The organism is Nocardia sp. NPDC051052, assembly GCF_044456045.1.
Lineage (GTDB): Bacteria > Actinomycetota > Actinomycetes > Mycobacteriales > Mycobacteriaceae > Nocardia.
Genome location: NZ_JBITFL010000003.1, coordinates 365315 through 383962, shown reverse-complemented (window position 1 = coordinate 383962; position 18648 = coordinate 365315). Strand labels below are relative to the sequence as shown.

Sequence of the window (18648 nt, the reverse complement as noted above, 5' to 3'; positions counted from 1 at the left end):
GCCGCGCCCTGACCCTGGCCCGAAAAACCTCGCTCAACCACGCAGTACTTTGCGCCCGATCGCGTACTTGTGCACCTCGGTCGGACCGTCGTAGAGCCGGAAGGCGCGGATGTCGCGGAAGATCATCTCGACCACCGTCTCGTCGCTGATGCCGATGCCGCCGAGCACCTGCACGCACCGGTCGGCCACCTTGAACAGCTCCTCGGAGACGTACGACTTCGCGATCGAGCTCTCGTGCCGCGCCTTTTCGCCCTGATCCATCAGCCAGCAGGCGTGCCAGATGGTGAGCCTGCACTGATGCAGCGCGATCTCGTTGTCCGCCAACATGAACGACACGCCTTCGTGGTCGCCGATCGGCTTGCCGAACGCGGTGCGGGTGCGCGCGTGGTCCACCGCGATGCGCTGCGCCCGCTCGGCCGCACCGAGCCAGCGCATGCAGTGGGTGAGCCGGGCCGGGGCCAGCCGCAGCTGGGCGTAGCGCAGCGCCTGGCCCGCGTCGCCGAGCAGCGCGGACTGCGGCAGCGTGAGGTTGTCGAAGCGGACGACGCCGTGCCCGGCCACGTAGTTGCGGTCCATGGTGTTCATGGTGCGTTCGATGACGATGCCAGGCTGGTCGCCGTCGGTCAGGAACAGCGTCGGTCCGGCGGGCAGGTGCGGGTTCTCCGCGAGGCGCGCCATGATGATCCAGGTCTTGGCGCCGTTGGCTCCGGTGATCAGCCATTTGCGGCCGTTGATGGTGAAGTTCTCGCCGTCGAAGGTGGCGGCGGTGGCCAGCTGGGCCGGGTCCGAGCCCGCGCCGTCCGGTTCGGTCATGGCGAAGACCGAGCGGTGCTGCCCGGCGATCATCGGCGCCAGGTGGTGCTCGATCTGCTCCGGGTTCGCGACCTTGGACAGCAGGAACATATTGCCCTCGTCCGGTGCCGCGCAGTTCATCGCGATCGGGCCGAGGGTGGACCAGCCCGCCGCCTCGTAGAGCACCGCCTGCTCGATATGGGACAGCCCGCGTCCGCCGAGCGACTCGGGCGCCTGCACGGTGAGCAGCTTCTCGGCGCGGGCCAGCTCGACCAGTTCCTGGCGCAGCTCGTCGGTCGGCCCGTGCGCGGTGAGCCGCGGATCCCGCTCGAACGGAACGATCTTGTCGATGACGAACTGCCGGACGCGATCGCGTTCGGCGGCGAGCTCGGCGGGCATCGAGAAGTCGATCATCGTTGGTCACCAATCGTTCGGAGGATGCGTGCGTCGAGCATACGAAACCCCGGCCGCGTGACTGAAGGCACCTGCCATCAACACGCCTGGCGGGCCGTTACCCGAACGTTATGCAACTTGCGCCGGAGATGCGTAGAGATCAGCGGCCATGTTTCGACCTGTCAGTGCGCGCCACCGTGGCTCGCGAAATCGAAAGGAACAAACCGATGCGCAAGCTCATCGTCGTCAACGTCATGTCCTTGGACGGCTGCTACGAGGGCCCCGGTGGCAACGTGATGGCCATGCCGATGGACGCGGCCTTCGATCGCTACAACCTGGAGCGGATCAGCACGGCAGGCACCGTGGTACTCGGTGGCAACTCGTACGGTCTGTTCCAGGGCTTCTGGCCGAACGTCGCGCAGGACGCGTCGGCGTCGGCGACGAACCAGGAATTCGCCAAGCGCTACAACGCCATCGACAAGCTCGTCGTCGCCGATCACGCCGAACCACCCGCCGCCGGCCACCCGTGGGCGGCCAACACCACCATCGTGGCCCGGGCCGGCGCGCACGCGACATTGCGCGCGCTGAAGCAGGAAAGCGGCGGCGACATAGTCGTTTTCGCGAGCCGAGTGCTGTGGAACGACCTGGCGGCACCCGGCCTGATCGACGAACTGCACCTGATGATCGGCGCGACCCCGCTCGGCGCGGGCACCCCGCTGTTTCCGGCGAACCTGCCATCCCTGCACCCCATCGACGCCCGCACCTTCGACGACTCCGACAACCTCCTCGTCCGCTACCGAGTCGGCCAGCCGACCGCGTGAAATCCGAAGGGGCAGGACCTCAGCGGGCGCGGGCGACCCGGCGGCGTCGGGTGCCGATCACCCGGCTGACAAGATAGATCAGGAACGAGATCGTGGTGACGAACGTCGACACCGGAACGCCGGGCGCGAGTGACAGCAGAATGCCGCCTACCGCGGCGATTTCGGCGAAGACCACCGCAAGTAGGGTGGCCCGCACCGGATTCGCGGTCAGCTGGGCGGCTGCCGCGGCGGGCGTGATCAGCAACGCGAGCACCAGCAGGGCACCGACGATCTGCACCCCGAAGGCCGCGGTGATGCCGAGCAGCACCGCGAACACGATCGACAGTGCCCGCACCGGAACACCCCGTGCCACCGCCACTTCCGGGTCGGAGCTGGCGAACAGCAACGGCCGGTAGACGATCGCGAGCACCGCGAGCACGCCGACGGTGCAGGCCGCGAGCAACGTGATCCCGTTGTTGCCCACGCTGACCACCTGCCCGGTCAGCAGCGAGAACTTCGATCCCGCCCGATCCGGACCGAGCCACAGGAACAGCACGGACAGCCCGAGCCCGAACGACAGCACCACCGCGATCACCGAATCACGTTCTCGGGCACGCGTTCCCAACAATCCGAAGAGCACCGCCGCCACCACCGATCCGGCGATGGCACCCACGCCGACGCCGACCCCGGCGAGCAGCGCCGCGGCCGCCCCGGTCAGTGACAGCTCGCTGGTGCCGTGCACCGCGAACGACATCTGCCTGCTGATGATCAGCGGCCCGATCACCCCGGACAGCAGCCCGAGCAGCGCGGCGGCGAGCACCGCCTGCTGCACGAAGTCGTAGGACATCAGGTTCGCGGTGGTGCCGAAGTCGAACATCTTGCCGAGCACCCCGGAAAGCTTGTCGATCACGAACGGACCACGCTCGCTTCCGGTTCGACGACCGCCGGGGTGTCACCGTGGCAGTGCGCTCCGGCCGTGCCGAGCGCGTCCATCGTGTCCCCGGTTCCGACGACCACCAACCGCCCGCGCACCCGCAGCACATCGACCTCGGTCTGATACAGCTCCGACAGCACCGCCGAGGTCATCACTTCCGCAGGCGTGCCGATCCGGAATTTGCCGTCCACCAGGTACAGCACCCGATCCACCAGCGGCAGAATCGGATTGATCTCATGCGTCACGAAAAGCACCGCGGTGTCGTGGCTTCGCCGCCGCTTGTCGATCAGCTCCGCCACCAGCCGCTGATTCGCCAGGTCCAGGCTGAGCAGCGGTTCGTCGCAGAGCAGCACCTTCGGGTCGCCGACCAGCGCCTGGGCCACCCGTAGCCGCTGTTGCTCGCCGCCGGACATGGTCTCCAGCGGCGCGTGCGCGAACTTCTCCGCACCGACATCGGCGATGGCGGCCGCGACCCTGCGCTTGCGGTCGGCCCGCGCCCGCAGTCCGAGCCCCCAGCGGTGGCCGTCATAGCCCAGCCCGACCAGGTCGACGCCGCGCAGCTGCACCCCGGCGTCGATCGTCTGCTGTTGCGGCACATAGCCGATATCGGGGTTGCCGGTCCGCGCGGGCGCGCCCGCGACCTGCGCGGTGCCCGCGCTGAGGCCGAGCTGGCCGAGCAGCACCTTCAGCAGCGAGGTCTTGCCGGATCCGTTGGGCCCGAGCACGGCGACGAATTCGCCCTGCGCCACTTCGAGATCCAACTCTTGCCAGAGGGTCCGCTCGCCGAAGGCCAACCGGGCCCCGTCGAGCCGGACCGCCGGTGCACCGTTCGACAATGCTTGCCGCCGAGCCTGTTCGGTGTATTCGGTCACCGCGACCCCCTGGTTCATCGCAGTGCTCGTCAACTCAGTGCCGCACTGAGTGCCTGCGCGTTCTTGGTTTGCCACTGCAGGTAATCCACTCCGGCGGGCAGGGTTTCGGTCACCTCGACGACCTTCAGCCCGTTCGACTGCGCCACCGAACGCAGGTCCTTGGTGATCTTGTCTTGCGTCTGCACGTTGTACACCAGCGCGCGAACCTGCCTGCCCGTCAACAGCTCCCGGGTCGCGGCGACCGCGGCGGGCGCCGGATCGGTCTCCTGCTCGATCGCCTCCTGGAACTCGTGCGGCGTGCGATCCTCGACCCCGGCGGCCAGCAGCAGGTAGTGCGCCAGCGGTTCGGTCTGCAGCACCGGCGTTTTCGGGTGCTCGGCGGCGAGCTTGCCCGCGATCGCGGTGATTCCGGCCAGTCCGCTCTTGAAGGTGGCGGCGCGCTCGGTGAAGGCGCTCGCGGCGCCGGGGGTCAGCTCGCCGAGGCTGCCCGCGATGCGGTCCGCGACGGCGGCGACGGTGCTCATGTCGTAGAAGACGTGTTCGTTCTGGTCGCCCTTGTCCGGCCGGGACTCGAACGCGTCCACCGTGCGCTTGTTCCGTCCCGCCACGGCCTTCTCGGCGAACTCGTCGTAGCCGCCGCCGTTGAAGACGACCAGGTCGGCGTCGCGCAGCTTGGCGGACTCGACGGCCGAGGTCTCGTGCGAGTGCGGGTCGGCGGTGGGATCGCTGATGATCGACTCGACGGTAGCGTCCGGCCCCGCGATCGTCGCGGCGATATCGCCCCAGACATTGGTGGAGGCGATGACGGTCGGCTTACCCGAATCCTTCGTGTCGCCGCCGCACGCGGCAAGCGAGAGTGCGGCGACAACCCCCACAGCGACGCCGGCGAACCGTATGGCAATGCTTGTCTTCACGCGGGGGCACTCCTGTGACGCTCAACAGCTGGTGACGCACTCGAGCGGGTGACACTACGCAGCTTAATGGAAATGGTTTCTGTTTCACTTTAGCAACTGAGCGCCGCTGAGACGAGTCCGGGCCCGCCGACCGGGACGCGCGCTTGCGCGGCCGTCGACGGGCCCGGGAGAACCGAGATGGAACGGTTTAGACGAGCACCTCCACCGGCTGGCCGAGCAGCTGCGCGCAGCGCAGCAGGCCGAGGTGGCTGTAGGCCTGCGGGTGATTGCCGAGCGAGCGTTCGGCCACCGGGTCGTACTCCTCGCTGAGCAGTCCGGTCGGTCCGGCCACGTCCACCAGCTGAGCGAACAGCGCCTCGGCGTCCGAGCGCTTGCCGATCAGCAGGTACGCCTCCACCAGCCAGGCCGCGCAGAGGTGGAAGCCACCCTCGCCGCCGGGCAGGCCGTCGTCGTGGTGGTACCGGTACACCGTTGAGCCGCTGCGCAATTCGGCCTCGGTCGCGACGACGGTCGCGGCGAAGCGCGGATCGGACGGATCGATCAATCCGCTCAGCCCGATGTGCAGGGTGGCCGCGTCCAGGTCGGTGCCGTCGTAGGCCGCGGTGAACGACTGGACCTCGTCGTTCCAGCCCTTGGACTTCACCTCGTCGGCGATGGTGTCGCGCAGCACCGCCCAGGCCGGGTCGACCTCGCGCGCGAACTTCTGCGCCAGGATGAGCGCCCGGTCGACGGTCAGCCAGCCCATCACCTTCGAGTACACGTGATGGCGCGGGTTACCGCGGATCTCCCAGATGCCGTGGTCGGGTTCCTGCCAGCGCCGCTGCACCGCGGAAACCATGGCGCGCACCAGTTCCCAGTCCGCGTCCGGCAGTGCCGCGGCCGGATCGGTGATGCCCTGGAGCTCCCGCGCGTGCGACAGGCTGGCGATGAGATCGACGATCGGACCGAACACGTCCAGCTGCACCTGCATGTTGGCCGCGTTGCCGACCCGGACCGGGCGCGACCCCGCGTAACCGGGCAGCTGGTCGATCACGGCCTCGGGCGGCAGCGTCTCGCCGTACAGCGTGTACAGCGGGTGCAGCCGTTCGGGGCCGGGCAGCGTCTCGAGCACCTTGTGCACCCAGTCGAGGAATTGCTCGGCCTCGCCGAGCGACCCGAGCGAAACCAGCGCCTGCGCGGTCAGCGACGCGTCGCGCAACCAGCAGTAGCGGTAGTCCCAGTTACGCACGCCGCCAATGTCTTCCGGCAGCGACGTGGTGGCCGCGGCCAGGATGGAGCCGGACGGCGCGTGCACGAGACCACGCAGGGTGAGTGCCGAGCGCTTCATCAGATCCGGCTTCAGCGGCGGCAGCTGCAAGGTGCCCGCCCACTGCGACCAGTAGCCTTCGGCGAGCCGCCGCCGCTCCAGCTCGTCGGCCTTGGCCGGCTTGAGATCGGAGGTGCCGCAACGCATTTCCAGCACGATCGGCCCCTTGGCCGGGTCGACGATGGCGCGCGCGGAATCGTGCGTGCCGTCGCTGAGGATCTCCCAGGTCAGGCCGGGGGACCGCAACACCATCGGATCGTTGGTGCCGAGCACCCGCAGCCCGTGCTCCGTCGCCTCGATGCTCACCGGCACCTGGCCGAATTCCGGGCGCGGCGCGAACGTCACGACGGCCTTCGCGTCACCGGTGATCACCCGGGTCAGGTCGGTGCGCGTCGCGGGCACATCGTGCGGCAGATAGTCCACCACTTGCAGCTTGGCCCAACGGGTTTCGACCGTCATGGTGCTGTCGATGTAGCGCTGCGAGAGCGGCAGGCCCGGTCGCTCCGGCTCGATGGTGAAGTGCCCGGCCTGCGGACCGCCGAGCAGATGGGCGAACACCGCGGCCGAATCCGGCTCCGGGTGACAGAACCAGGTGACCGTCGCGTCCGGTGTCAGCAGCGCCACCGAGCGCGGGCTGGCCAGCATGGTCAGCCGCTCGATCCGGGGCGCGCTCGCACCGGCCAGCCAGGTGCGCCGCTCCTCGAGCAGGAAGGCGAGCGCGCAGGACACGGCCTCGGTGCTGTCGACCCGGTACTTGGCCTGGCTGTCGCCCTCGCCGACCTTGATGCCGAGGTCGGGGCCGGACAGGACGCGGAAGGCCTTCTCGTCGGTCACGTCGTCACCGAAGAACACCGCGGCGGACGCGGCGGCCTGATGCCGGATGGTGTCGAGTGCGGTGCCCTTGTCGGTCTGCACCACGGCCAGTTCGATGACGGCCTTGCCCTCGGTCACCTGCACGCCGAACCACAGCGCCGGACCCTGCCGGACGTTGGTCAGCGCCCGGTGCCCGATCTCCGGGCTCGCGTTGCGCACGTGCAGCGCGACACTGGCCGGTTTGATCTCCACGGTGACGCCCGGGTTTTCCGAGGCGACCTGGGTCAGCGCGGTCTGCACCTCTTGGAGCAGTTGTTTGGCGTCGTTGTCGATGGCGTGCACGAAACCGACATCGAATTCCGAGCCATGGCTACCGATGAGTTGTACCTCGACCGGAAGTCTCGACAATGCCGCGAGGTCTCGCAGTGCGCGGCCGGAAATGACCGCGGCGGTGGTACCGGTGAGTCCGGCGAGCGCGCGTAACGCACTCACCGATTCCCGGTGTGGAAAGGCCTTCGCCGGGTCGGAAACGATGGGCGCAAGCGTCCCGTCATAGTCCGAGGCAACCAACAGTCTCGGCACTCGCGCGACTGTCGACAGTGCACGACGAAGTTCCAGTGGCAGATCCTGTGCGCTCACGCATCCAACCTAGTGATCGGAGGAGTTTTTTCATGGGCGGGCAGAACAATACTGGGTCAGATTTGCCGCACCGACGCCCGCCGCTATGCGTGCGCTGTGTGTAATTTTCCGCCCGTTCGCACCGGAGTGCGCGGCGACCGCCCGAACTCGGGTCCGAGCGGCCACGACTGGTCACTTCTTCGCGTGCGCTGCAATCATGCCGATGTGCGATCGGTAGTGCGGGGGCCTCGCAAAACTCGCGCTACCCGGCTACACCGAGCAGCGGGCCGCAGGCGCGAATTCTGTGCGCCCGGCCCGCCTTCGGCTCGAATGTGATCTTCCGCACGAACCCGGCAGCCGTTCAGGATTTGCCGGGTATGCGCTGGCTGTCCGAATGCTAGGCGCGGTCGCCGAGCAACAGATCGACGGTCAGCTCGAGCCGCTCGGTCACGTCGGTCGCCGAGGCGCGCCGGGTGAGCCAGGCGACCAGGTTGGACAGCCACACATCGCTGATCACCCTGGCGATGGCCAGCTGACGTTCGTCGGGTTCGCCGTCGTTCATGGCGCGGGCGAAGACCCGATCCATCACCTTGCCGACCCGATCGACCTCGGCCGCCGCCGACGCGTCAGCGAACATGAACGCCCGCGTCATCGCCTCGGTGAGCAGCGGGTCGCGCTGCATCATCCGGGTGATCTGCTGCAGCAGCAGGTGCATGCGCTCCTGCGGCGACTGTCCGGCAAGCGGCTTGCGCTTGCCTTCGATCTGTTCGAATTCCCGGGAGAGCGCGGACACCAGCAGGTGCACCTTCGAGGGGAAATACCGGTACAGCGTCCCGACTGCGACATCGGCGCGTTCGGCCACGGCGCGCATCTGCACCGCGTCGTAGCCGCCCTTCGAGGCCAGCGCCAGCGTCGCGTCCAGAATCCGCTTACGCCGTTCCCGCTGCGCGGCCGAACTCAGCTCGTCCTCGCTGAGCGTCGTAACCGTCGCGGTAACCGGTGCGGTAGTGGATCCGGCCGGCTGCGATCGGGAGGGACTGGCCATCGGTGAGAGTCCTTTCCGGAGACGTCGTTGGTGTAACTGGCCCGAGTATGGCTCGGCGGTCGTCTCTTGACTTCCGCACAGCTAGGATATTAGAACATGTTCTAGGTGTGGGAGTCACGCCGGGAAGGCGGTACGGAGTGTGACCATCGCCACCACTGACGAGCATAAAGCCGTCCAGGAGTCGATGCGTGGGTGGGCCGGATCGGTGCGCCCAATTGCAACAATGCGAACCGATCCGAGCGCCTTCTGGCGTGCGTATTGGCCCGGTCTCGCCGATCTGGGCATCTTCCGGGTCGCCGTGGCCGAGGACTCGGGCGGGGCGGGCGGCTCGGTCGCCGATCTCGCCGTGCTGGTCGAGCAGGCCGCGCACGATCTGGTCGGCGGGCCGGTGCTGGCGACGGCGCTGGCCAATCTGATCACCGCGGGTCGGCTCGATGAGCAGTTGCCGTGCGGGGTCGCACTCGACTTCATTGTCGGGGCGCAGGTCAGCTTACCGGCCACGGACGGCGAGCTGGTGCTCACCGGTTCCTGGGATTCGGTCCTCGGCGCGGCACCGGAAACCGCTGTGCTGCTTCCGGTTTCCCTCCCGGACGGGCAGCGCTGGGTCTTGCTGCCGCCGAACGCCGAAGGGCTTCGGATCGAATCGCTTTCGCCGCTCGACCTGAGCACGCCGCTCGCTCGCGTGCACTGCGCCGACGTGCGGGTACCGGCCGATCAGATATTCGCCTCGCCGCACCCGGTCGAGGATCTGGTGGTGGTGCTGGCCGCCGCCGAGCTGGCCGGAGTTGCGGGCTGGTGCCTGGAAACCGCGGTCGAATATGCCAAGGTCCGTGAGCAATTCGGCCGCAAGATCGGCTCGTTCCAGGCCGTCAAGCACATCTGCGCCTGGATGCTGTGCCGGGCCGAACTGATCCGTGCCGTCGCGGCCGACGCCGCGGCCGCGGTCGACGAGGGCGGCGCGGAGCTGGCCGTCGCGGCCGCCATCGCCGCCGCCATTTCGCTGGACGCCGCGGTCGATACCGCGAAGGACTGCGTTCAGGTGCTCGGTGGCATCGGCTTCACCTGGGAGCACGACGCGCATCTGTACCTGCGCCGGGCCGTGGCGCTGCGCCAGCTGCTCGGCGGGTCGGCGCGCTGGCGGGCCAGGCTGACCGAACTGACCCGGGCCGGCCGACGACGGACCACCGGTGCCGATCGGATCTTCGCCGCCGAAGGCGTCGCGGCCGTTGACGGCAACAGCGCCGACGAGCTGGCGGCGGAGGTTTCGCGGATCGCCGCGCTGCCCGTCGACCAGCAGCCCGGCGCGTTGGTCGACGCCGGTCTTGCCATGCCGCACTGGCCGCACCCGTACGGCCGCGGTGCGGATCCGATGACGGGCCTGCTGATTTCGGAAGAATTGCGGCGCGCCGGACTCGCCGGGCCCGACCTGGCCATCGGCGGCTGGGCCATCCCCACGCTGCTGCAGCACGGCACTGCGGAGCAGATCGATCGCTTCGCCTGGCCGACCCTGCGCGGCGAGGTCGTCTGGTGCCAGCTGTTCAGCGAACCGGGCGCCGGGTCCGACCTGGCCGCGTTGCGCACCACCGCGAAGAAGGTGGACGGCGGCTGGGTGCTGAACGGGCAGAAGGTGTGGACCTCGTTGGGCGACAAGGCCAACTGGGCGATCTGCCTGGCCCGCACCGATCCCGACGCACCGAAACATCGCGGTATCAGCTACTTCCTCGTCGACATGCACAGCGCGGGACTGCAAGTGCGTCCGCTGGTGCAGATCACCGGCGAGGCGCGGTTCAGCGAGGTGTTCCTCGACGACGTCTTCGTCCCGGACGACGGCGTGGTCGGCGCACTGAACAACGGCTGGAAGATCGCTCGGTCCACGCTGTCGACCGAGCGGGTGGCGATGGGCGGCAACGGCATCGGGCCCGAGCTCGAAGAGCTGATCGCGAAATCGCCCGCGGCCGGGCCCGGCGCGGAATTGGTGAACGACCGGCTCGGCGGATTCGTCGCCGAGGCGATCGCCGGGCTACTGCTCGAGCAGCGCGCCGCCGTCAAAATGCTGGCGGGGGCCGACCCGGGCGCCCAAAGCAGCGTGCGCAAACTCGTCGGCGTCCGGCATCGTCAGGCGGTCGCGGAATTCGCCGTCGAGACGGCAGGTCCCGCCGGTGCTCAGGACGCGGAAGTGGTAAAAGAATTCCTGCTCACACGCTGTTTATCGATTGCGGGCGGCACCGAACAAATCTTGCTGACCGTTGCCGGTGAGCGGATTCTCGGGCTACCGCGCGACGCGGACAGCTAGGCAAGCCCACCCGCCGCCATCGAATCGCGGAGCGATACTGAACTTGACTGGAGTAAAGCGTGGATTTCACCAGGGACGAGGGCCAGGACGCGGTGGCCGAGGTCGTCGTGAGTTTATTGGAGCGGGAATCGGCCCGTGATTTCGCGTTGTGGCCGAGCCTGGTCGACAGCGGGCTGCTTTCGGTCGCGGTGCCGGAGCGTTTCGGCGGTGACGGCATGGGCCTGCCCGAGGTGTCGGTGCTGCTGACCGAGCTGGCGACCGACGCCGTCGCGGTGCCCACGCTGCCGACGTTGGGCTTCGGGCTGCTGCCGCTACGGTCGCTGCTGCCGGACAGCCTGGCCGAGCGGGTGTTCCGCGAGGTCGCCGAGGGCGCGGTGCTCACCGCCGCGCTCAGCGAACCGGCCGCGCCGTTCGCGGTCAAGCCGGAGACGGCGGCGGTCATCGACGGCGATTCGGTGCGGATCACCGGCCACAAGGTCGCCGTGCCGTACGCGGAGGAGGCCCGCTGGCTGCTGATTCCGACCAATTCCGGTATCGCGCTGATCGATTCGGACGCCAAGGGGTTGATCCGGGTGCCGTCGCCGGTCTCCGGTGGCATCCCCGAATGCACCGTGCGGCTGGACCGGGTGCAGATCCCGGCCGAGCAGCTACTACCCGGTGGCCTGGCCGACCTGCACCGACTAGCCCTGGCATCGATCGGCGCCGTCGCGGACGGGCTGCTGAAGGGCGCGCTCGTGCTGACCGCCGAACATCTGCGAACCAGGCGGCAATTCGGCAGGCCGCTGGCCGAATTCCAGGCGGTCGCTCAGCAGATCGCCGATCTGTACGTCGTCTCGCGCACCCTGCACGTCGCGGCGGTATCGGCGAATTGGGCACTGGCGCAGGATGATGCGAGCCAGGAGCACCAGACGCGGATCGACGACGACCTCGACGTGCTCGCCTACTGCGTGGCCGCCGACCTGCCCGCCGCCATGCAGAAGTGTCATCACCTGCACGGCGGTCTCGGCGTGGACATCACCCACCCGATGCACCGCTACTACTCACAGGCCAAGGACATCGCCCGCTGGCTCGGCGGCGCATCGTTCCGGCTGGATCGACTGGGGGCCAGATGTTCATCGATCTGACCGCCGAGCAGCGTCAGCTGCGCGGCGAATTGCGTTCGTATTTCGCTGATCTCGTCACGCCGGACGAGGAAGCCGCGATGGCGGTGAACCGGCACGGCGACGCCTACCGCGACGTGGTGCGCCGGATGGGCCGCGACGGCTGGCTCGGCGTCGGCTGGCCCAAGCAGTACGGCGGGCAGGGTTTCGGTCCCGTCGAGCAGCAGATCTTCTTCAATGAGGCGGTGCGCGCGGATGTTCCGCTGCCGCTGGTCACGCTGTTCACGGTCGGCCCGACACTGCAACAGTTCGGTACCGACGCCCAGAAAAAGAAGTTCCTCCCCGGAATCCTTTCCGGTGACATTCATTTCGCGATCGGATACTCCGAGCCGGAGGCGGGCACCGACCTGGCCTCGTTACGAACCTCCGCCGTGCGCGATTCCGCCGGCGACTGGGTTGTCAACGGGCAGAAGTACTTCACCACCGGCGCGCACGAGGCGGACTTCATCTGGCTCGCCTGCCGCACCGGATCGGTCGAGTCGCGGCACCGCGGCATCACCATCCTGATCGCGGACACCACCGATCCCGGCTATAGCTGGACGCCGATCATCACCTGCGATGGCGCGCACCACACCAACGCGACCTACTACGACGATGTCCGGGTGCCCGCGGACATGCTGGTCGGCGAGGAGAACGCGGGCTGGCGGCTGATCACCACCCAGCTCAATCACGAGCGGGTCAGCCTCGGCCCGTCCGGCAAGATCGAGCAGCTCTACGACCGAGTGCGGGACTGGGCGCAGCTACGTGGCGCGCTCGGCGAGATCGATGTGCGCCGCTCGCTCGGCCGCATTCATGCCATGGTCCGGTTGAACGAGCTGTTGAACTGGCAAGTGGCCGCGACTGTCGACGGCGACCAGTCCAGCGTGATCGCCGATGCGTCGGCCACCAAGGTGTTCTCCACCGAATCGCTACAGGAGGCGGGCAGGCTCGCCGAGGAGATCGTCGGCCGCTACGGCGATCCCGCCGAAGCAGGCACCGCACAGCTGCTCACCTGGCTGGACCGGCGGACCAAACAGAACCTGACGGTGACCTTCGGCGGCGGTGTCAACGAGGTGATGCGCGAGCTGGTCGCCACGGCCGGCCTGAAGCTGCCACGAGTACCCAGATAGCCATCGCAAGTGCTAGTCGAGAAGGAGCCGCGCGTGCCGGGAACCACCAGTCCGGAAGCGATTGTCGCCGAGGCGGAACGGATCAAGGCGGTCGGTGATTGCACGCCGCGTCTCGCGCGTGATCCGGTGAACCAGCCGATGATCAACAACTGGGTCGAGGCGCTTGGCGATACCAACCCCATCTACGTCGACGAGGCGGCCGCGAAGGAGGCCGGGCACCCCGGCATCGTCGCACCGCCCGCGATGGCCCAGGTATGGACCATGTTCGGACTCAACGGTGTTCGCCCGACGGACGATCCGATGGGCGAGGCCACCGAACTGCTGGACGCGGCCGGATACACCTCCGTCGTCGCCACCGACTGCCAGCAGACCTACCACCGGTATCTCAATGTCGGCGAGCAGGTTTCGGCGACCAGCAGGTTGTCCGAGATCCGCGGTCCGAAGCGGACGGCGCTGGGGGAGGGTTGGTTCGTCACCTTCCTGACCAGCTGGCACGTCGGCGACGAGCTGGTCGCCGAAATGCTGTTCCGGCTGCTGAAATTCGCGCCGGGCACCGCCGCGCCCGCGGCACCGGCCGGGGCACGGGTCAAGCCGCTGGTCTCCTTGGACACCGAATTCTTCTGGGCGGGCACGAAAGCGGGCGAGCTGCGCATTCAGAAGCTGCCCGACGGTTCGCTGCGGCATCCGCCGATCCCCGCCCTGTGGAAGGACAAGTCGGAGCAGACCGACTACGTCGTCGCGTCGGGGCGCGGCACCGTATTCAGCTACGTGGTGCACCACGCGCCGAAAGTGCCCGGGCGGCAACTGCCGTTCGTGGTCGCGCTGGTCGAATTGGCGGAAGGAGTGCGCATGCTCGGGGAACTGCGCGGTATCGATCCGGCGGAGGTCGAGGTCGGCCTGCCGGTCCAGGTGGCGTTCGAGAAGCTCGACGACGAGGCGACGCTACCCTTCTGGGAGGTGATCGCATGACAACGACCGTCGAACCGGCCGCCGTGCGGGTCGGTACCGAGCTGCCCGAGTTGGCAATCCTCGCCGATCCCACCTTCGTGGTCAGTACCGCGTTGGCCACCAGGGACTTTCAGGATGTGCACCACGACAGGGACAAGGCGGTCGCCCGCGGTTCCAAGGATATCTTCGTCAACATCCTGACCGACACCGGCATTGTGCAGCGGTTCGTCACCGACTGGGCCGGGCCGCGCGCGGTGGTGAAGTCGATCTCGCTGCGTCTCGGCGTGCCGCTGTACGCCAACGACACGCTCATCCTGACCGGCACCGTGACCGCCATCGACGGCGGCGACATCCACATCGACGTGGTCGGCAAGGACAGCCTCGGCGACCACATCACGGCGAAAGCCGTTATCACTTACCGGAGTTCGCATGAGTGAGCAGGCCAACCCGTCGCCCGACCGCCACCCCTCAGCGAATCGTTCCGCGATGCCGAGTATCTCGGGCCGCGCGGCCATCGTCGGCATCGGCGCCACCGACTTCTCCAAGGACTCCGGCCGCAGCGAATTACGGTTGGCCGCCGAGGCGGTCACCGCGGCGCTGGCCGATGCGGGCCTGACGCCCGACGACGTCGACGGCCTGACCACGTTCACCATGGACACCAACACCCAGGCCGCCGTCGCCAGGGCAGTCGGCATCCCGCAGCTGAAGTTCTTCAGCCACATCGGATATGGCGGCGGCGCGGCCTGCGCCACCATCCAGCAGGCCGCCATGGCGGTGGCCACCGGCGTCGCCGATGTGGTGGTCGCCTACCGCGCCTTCAACGAGCGTTCGGTGTCGCGATTCGGCCAGTTCTCCACCGCGCTCGCGTCCGCCCCCACCTCGTCGGGGATCGACGCGGGCTGGTCCTACCCGCAGGGTCTCGGCACGCCCGCCGCGCAGGTCGCCATGGTCGCCCGGCGTTACATGCACGTATACGGCGCCACCAGTGCGGATTTCGGTCGCGTCGCGGTGGCCGACCGCAAGCACGCCGCGGTGAACCCGGACGCGTTCTTCTACGGCAAGCCGATCACCCTGGAGGACCACCAGAATTCGCGGTGGATCGCCGAACCGCTGCACCTGCTCGACTGCTGCCAGGAGTCCGACGGTGGCGTCGCGATCGTGGTCACCAGTGCCGAACGCGCCCGCGATCTGCCGCAGCGTCCGGCGGTGATCACCGCCGCCGCACAGGGTTCCGGCGCCGACCAGTACGTCATGACCAGCTACTACCGCGACGCGATGTCCGGCCTGCCGGAGATGGGTCTGGTCGGCGACCAGCTCTGGACCCAAAGTGGTTTGCGCCCTGCGGATATGCAGGCCGCCATCCTCTACGACCACTTCACCCCGTTCGTCCTCATGCAGCTGGAAGAACTCGGTTTCTGCGGTCGTGGCGAGGCCAAGGACTTCATCGCCGACGGTGCCATCGAAGTCGGTGGCAGGCTGCCGCTGAACACGCACGGCGGACAGCTCGGCGAGGCCTACATCCACGGCATGAACGGAATCGCCGAGGCGGTCCGCCAGATTCGCGGCTCCTCGGTGAACCAGGTCGAGAACCTGGAGAACATCGTGGTCACCGCGGGTACCGGCGTACCGACCTCGGGATTGGTGCTCAGCGCCAACTGAGCTAGTGGCTCGGCGCGCCCGGCTGGTCGTGCGTCGAGCAGTGGATGCCGCCGCCGCCCGCGGCGATCTCATCGATCGGGACCGGGACGATGTCCCGGCCCGGCAGGTGATCGCGCAGGATGCCCTGTGCCCGGTCGTCGGCCCGCCGGTCACCGAACTCGGGCAGGAACACCGCGCCGTTGGCGATGTAGAAGTTCGCGTAGCTGGACACGAATTCCGCACCCTCGCCGGTGATCTCGTCGGGATCGGGCTGTGGCAGGTCGATCACCCGCAGTGTGCGTCCGCGCGCGTCGGTGGCCTCGGCGAGCACCTGCCTGGCCTGCTCGCTCGAACGTGACCACGAGTCGGCGGGCGAGCCGGGAAACGCGGTGTCCAGCAGCACGACTCCGGGGGCCACATAGCGGACCAGGCAGTCGATGTGGGCATCGGTGATGTCCTCGCCGCGCACGCCCGCGCACCAGATCACCTTCTCGATGCCGAGGGTCCGCTTCAGCTCGGCCTCGAGCTGGTCGCGGCTCTTGCCGGGATTGCGGTTGTCGTTGACGATCGAGCTCTCGGTGACGAGCAGGGTGCCCTCGCCGTCGGTCTCCAGTGCGCCGCCCTCGGCGACGAACGGGGCCTGATAGCGGGGAATCTGATAGCGCGACAACAGTTTCCGGCCGAGCGGGCCGTCGTTGTCGTGCCGCTGCTTGTTGCCCCAGCCGCTGAAGCCCAGATCGACTCCGACCACCTTGCCTGCCTGCTCGACGAAGACCGGGATGGTGTCGCGCGCCCAGAGGTCGTCCACCGCAAGCGAAATCACCTCGACGCCGCCGCCGCACGCCCGCTGTGCCGCGTCGCGCTGATCGTCCCTGGCCAGCATCACGACCTGCTCGTACTCGGCGATCTCCTGAGCCAGTCCGGCGATGTCCTCGCGGACGTCGCCGAGGTATCGGCCCCAGATCGCCGCCTGGGCGGGCCAGGACATGTAGGTGCGCGCATGGCTCTCCCACTCGGCGCCGAACCGGCCACCGGGCCCCGCCTGCTGCGGCTCGGAGGTGCCGGACTTGGCGGCGGTGGAGGGCTGGGATGAGCCGCATGCCGAGACGCCTGCGGCGAACAGACCGGCCAAGACGCTGAAGGCAGATCGGCGGGACATGTCGTTCTCCATCACGGGCTCCGATAGTCGAGGATCCTGGTCAAAGATCCCGACTGAAATTTCAGTCAGGATTTCACGGTACCATTGTCCGCATGTCTCGTCGTGATTCGATCCTGGAGTCGGCCGCCCGGGTGGTCGCCCAACGCGGTATCCGTGGCCTGCGGGTGGAGGAGCTGGCCGAAGCGGCCGGTGTCTCCACCTCGCTGATCTACTACCACTTCAAGGACCGAGCGGGCCTGCTCGCGCAGACCCTCGACTTCATCAGCACCAGGGCCGAGCGCTACACCGAATCCGACGTCGACGCCGCCGCCGATCCGCTCGGCCACCTCCGGGAACTGCTGCTGCTCGAGCTGCAGGACACCCCGCTGGTCATCGAGAACAGCACCGCGTGGGGCGAATCCCGCGCCACCGCCGTCTTCCAGCCGGAGCTGCGCGATCAACTCCGCGATGCCACCGTTGGCTGGACCGACCACTTGAGCGGCCTGATCCGCAACGCCAAGGAACGCGGCACCGTCCCCGCCGAGGTCGTGCCCGCCGATGCCGCCGAGCGGCTCACCGCGCTGGTCGAGGGCATCAGCATGCGCTGGCTCAGCGGCACCGTCGAACTGGCCAGGGCCCGTGAATTGGTGCGCGGCGCAATCGCTCTCGAACTAGGCGTGCGACGGTAAGTTCGACACAGCACGATCGCCGCACCTGAGGAGCCCCATGACCGCTCGGCACCTGGTCGACGTCCACGTCCTGCTCATCCGCGACGGCCGCCTGCTGCTCAGCAAGCGCCGCAGCGACGACGAATTCGACGGCCGCTGGCATCTCCCCGCGGGCAAACTCGAGGCGGGCGAATCCGCCACCGCCGCCGCGGTCCGCGAGGCGAACGAGGAAACCGGCGTCCACATCGCACCCGCCGACCTGCGCCACATCCACACCTCCCACGTGGTCGGCTCCGGCCGCGACCCCCGCCTCGGTCTCTTCTTCGAAGCCCGCCACTGGACCGGCAACCCCACCAACCGCGAACCCGACAAATGCCACGAGCTCCGCTGGTTCCCCTTGGACGCCCTCCCCGACGCCATCATCGCCTACCCCGCCGCGGGCATCCGCGCCCATTTCACCGGTGCCACCTACAGCGAACGCGGCTGGTACGCCGCCGAGCTGCTCGGCTTGCCTGATGGGGCCGAGGATATCGAGCTGAACCTGCCTGAGTGGGGGGACCATGCCCGAGGCGCGGATCTCGATTGACTAGGCGATGACTCCGCGCAAGTAGATCGTCAGCGGAGTGGCGAACTGGCGGACGCTCTCGGGGGTGCCCGGCGTGAGATCGGCGCGGTTTCCCGCGAATCGGTCGAAGACAGCGCCTTCGAGTAGGGCGATGAAGTCGGCGGCGGCGGTCGCGGGGTCGGCGATGCCCATGGCGTGGAACAATTCTCGGGCCCGCTCGGCCGAGAACAGGCTGCGCGCCAAGCGCGTGCGCAGCTCGGGGTCCGACAGTAGGTCGAGGATCAGAGCGTGGCGGGCGATGAGCTGATTGCGGCGTTCGGCCACCAGGTGATCGAGCCACACCGCGATGCCGGCCGCGATGGTATCGGCAACGATAGGACCGGTCGGGGCGAGTTGAGCCGCCGTGAAGTCGTCGCGGGATCGGGTCGTGATCCGGTCCACGATCGCCTCGATGAGCGCGCGTTTCGTGCGGAAGTAGTACGAGGCCGAGCCTGCGGGGAGCTCGAGCGCGGTGTCGAGGGCTCGATGGGTGAGCGCTCGAATGCCTTGGTGCGCAATCAGATCGATCGCGGCATCGACGATCAGGGTGCGCCGGTCGGTTGTGGACATGGTCACCTTTCCTGGCCTCGCCTCAGCAGGTCC

Annotated in this window: 17 protein-coding genes; 9 read left to right on the top strand and 8 right to left on the bottom strand. The window is 68.3% G+C overall.

The genetic code is table 11. The features are described from left to right. Positions 1–33 precede the first annotated feature (33 nt). On the bottom strand, positions 34–1206 hold the full coding sequence (locus ACIBCN_RS12090; protein ID WP_396991538.1) for an acyl-CoA dehydrogenase family protein: 1173 nt from the start codon (positions 1204–1206) through the stop codon (positions 34–36). 206 nt (positions 1207–1412) lie between these two features. Here ACIBCN_RS12090 and ACIBCN_RS12085 point away from each other — a divergent pair, with 206 nt between their 5' ends. Continuing rightward, entirely contained in the window at positions 1413–2006 is a 594-nt protein-coding gene (locus ACIBCN_RS12085; protein WP_396991537.1) for a dihydrofolate reductase family protein, read from the top strand. Between the two features lie 19 nt (positions 2007–2025). On the opposite strand, the gene ACIBCN_RS12080 is transcribed toward ACIBCN_RS12085, so the two are convergent. From ACIBCN_RS12080 to kstR, 5 genes are all read right to left on the bottom strand, one after another. Further along, positions 2026–2862, bottom strand: coding sequence for a metal ABC transporter permease (locus ACIBCN_RS12080; RefSeq protein WP_396991881.1), 837 nt, complete (start codon positions 2860–2862; stop codon positions 2026–2028). 29 nt (positions 2863–2891) lie between these two features. Continuing rightward, on the bottom strand, positions 2892–3809 hold the full coding sequence (locus ACIBCN_RS12075) for a metal ABC transporter ATP-binding protein (RefSeq protein ID WP_396991536.1): 918 nt from the start codon (positions 3807–3809) through the stop codon (positions 2892–2894). 11 nt (positions 3810–3820) lie between these two features. Beyond that, positions 3821–4705: a metal ABC transporter solute-binding protein, Zn/Mn family gene (locus ACIBCN_RS12070; RefSeq protein ID WP_396991535.1), complete on the bottom strand. Its 885-nt coding sequence runs from the start codon at positions 4703–4705 to the stop codon at positions 3821–3823. Between the two features lie 187 nt (positions 4706–4892). Then, positions 4893–7463, bottom strand: a complete 2571-nt coding sequence (gene otsB / locus ACIBCN_RS12065) for a trehalose-phosphatase (protein WP_396991534.1) — start codon at positions 7461–7463, stop codon at positions 4893–4895. A gap of 376 nt (positions 7464–7839) precedes the next feature. Beyond that, positions 7840–8487: a cholesterol catabolism transcriptional regulator KstR gene (gene kstR, locus ACIBCN_RS12060; RefSeq protein WP_396991533.1), complete on the bottom strand. Its 648-nt coding sequence runs from the start codon at positions 8485–8487 to the stop codon at positions 7840–7842. 139 nt (positions 8488–8626) lie between these two features. Between kstR and ACIBCN_RS12055 the strand changes: the two genes are divergently transcribed. From ACIBCN_RS12055 to ACIBCN_RS12030, 6 genes are read left to right on the top strand one after another with little or no spacing between them, the layout of a single operon-like run. Next, the gene (locus ACIBCN_RS12055; RefSeq protein WP_396991532.1) at positions 8627–10780 is read left to right on the top strand and encodes an acyl-CoA dehydrogenase family protein; all 2154 of its coding nucleotides are present in this window, start codon (positions 8627–8629) and stop codon (positions 10778–10780) included. Positions 10781–10839: 59 nt separating this feature from the next. Continuing rightward, on the top strand, positions 10840–11904 hold the full coding sequence (locus ACIBCN_RS12050) for an acyl-CoA dehydrogenase family protein (protein ID WP_396991531.1): 1065 nt from the start codon (positions 10840–10842) through the stop codon (positions 11902–11904). Continuing rightward, the gene (locus tag ACIBCN_RS12045; RefSeq protein WP_396991530.1) at positions 11889–13049 is read left to right on the top strand and encodes an acyl-CoA dehydrogenase family protein; all 1161 of its coding nucleotides are present in this window, start codon (positions 11889–11891) and stop codon (positions 13047–13049) included. Before ACIBCN_RS12050 ends, ACIBCN_RS12045 begins: the two co-directional genes overlap by 16 nt. A 33-nt stretch (positions 13050–13082) precedes the next feature. Further along, a complete protein-coding gene (locus tag ACIBCN_RS12040; protein WP_396991529.1) occupies positions 13083–14018 on the top strand; it encodes a bifunctional MaoC family dehydratase N-terminal/OB-fold nucleic acid binding domain-containing protein in 936 nt (311 codons plus the stop codon). Beyond that, positions 14015–14434: a MaoC family dehydratase gene (locus tag ACIBCN_RS12035; protein ID WP_396991528.1), complete on the top strand. Its 420-nt coding sequence runs from the start codon at positions 14015–14017 to the stop codon at positions 14432–14434. The genes ACIBCN_RS12040 and ACIBCN_RS12035 overlap by 4 nt, the downstream gene beginning before the upstream one ends. 49 nt (positions 14435–14483) lie before the next feature. After that, positions 14484–15656, top strand: a complete 1173-nt coding sequence (locus ACIBCN_RS12030; RefSeq protein ID WP_396991880.1) for a lipid-transfer protein — start codon at positions 14484–14486, stop codon at positions 15654–15656. A 1-nt stretch (position 15657) separates the two neighbouring features. Here the strand turns inward: ACIBCN_RS12030 and ACIBCN_RS12025 are convergent, their stop codons facing one another. Then, complete coding sequence (locus ACIBCN_RS12025; RefSeq protein WP_396991527.1) at positions 15658–16794, bottom strand: agmatine/peptidylarginine deiminase; 1137 nt, start codon at positions 16792–16794, stop codon at positions 15658–15660. A gap of 92 nt (positions 16795–16886) precedes the next feature. On the opposite strand from ACIBCN_RS12025, the gene ACIBCN_RS12020 reads away from it, so the two are divergent. Continuing rightward, positions 16887–17462, top strand: a complete 576-nt coding sequence (locus ACIBCN_RS12020; protein WP_396991526.1) for a TetR/AcrR family transcriptional regulator — start codon at positions 16887–16889, stop codon at positions 17460–17462. A 37-nt stretch (positions 17463–17499) separates the two neighbouring features. Next, on the top strand, positions 17500–18027 hold the full coding sequence (locus ACIBCN_RS12015; RefSeq protein WP_396991525.1) for an NUDIX domain-containing protein: 528 nt from the start codon (positions 17500–17502) through the stop codon (positions 18025–18027). On the opposite strand, the gene ACIBCN_RS12010 is transcribed toward ACIBCN_RS12015, so the two are convergent. Then, positions 18028–18615 (bottom strand): TetR/AcrR family transcriptional regulator, encoded by a 588-nt coding sequence (locus ACIBCN_RS12010; RefSeq protein WP_396991524.1) that lies wholly within the window; start codon positions 18613–18615, stop codon positions 18028–18030. Positions 18616–18648 lie beyond the last annotated feature (33 nt).